This window comes from Rhodopseudomonas sp. BR0G17 (genome assembly GCF_010907025.1).
GTDB lineage: Bacteria > Pseudomonadota > Alphaproteobacteria > Rhizobiales > Xanthobacteraceae > Rhodopseudomonas > Rhodopseudomonas palustris_H.
The window spans coordinates 1-513 of the sequence record NZ_QUML01000115.1 but is presented as its reverse complement, the minus strand read 5'-3'; the positions used below and the strand labels follow the sequence as shown (position 1 = coordinate 513).

General features: G+C 59.5%; 1 protein-coding gene. It reads left to right on the top strand.

Going from position 1 to position 513, the window contains the following annotated elements; all coding sequences use genetic code 11:
• Positions 1 to 513, top strand: a 513-nt coding sequence (locus DY467_RS25455; RefSeq protein ID WP_164639821.1) for a type IV secretory system conjugative DNA transfer family protein, incomplete at both ends; no start/stop codon positions are given.

The window sequence follows — 513 nt, the reverse complement described above, 5'->3', positions numbered from 1 at the left end:
GATCCGCATCCTGTTCCAGCAGATTCACGACCTGCTGATGGTCAAGATCCCGGGCGACGACGAGCCGCACCAGGTGCTGCTGATGCTCGACGAGTTCTACCATGTCGGGCGCATGGACTCGTTGATTTCGAAGATCACGATCAGCGCCGGCTACGGCTTCCGCATGGCGATCGTCATGCAGGACCTCGCACAGCTCGACGAGCTCTATGGGAAGAACACGCGCATCACCACGGTATCCGGCTCGCAGATCAAACTGTTTATCCAGATCAACGACCTCGAGACGTCGGAATTCGTTTCAGAGATGCTCGGCGAGACGACGCAGGTCTACAAGACGCCGATCCAGCGGCCGGGGCAGGGGATCTTCGCTCCCCGCGTTTGGGCGCCCCACTACACGCCGCGTCCGCTACGCAGCCCGCTCGAGCTGCGTGAGATGTCGGCGCGCCTATCGATCCTGATGGTGAAGAATTCGCCGTCGTTCGAATTGACAAAGATTAGGCATTACCTCGATAAGCC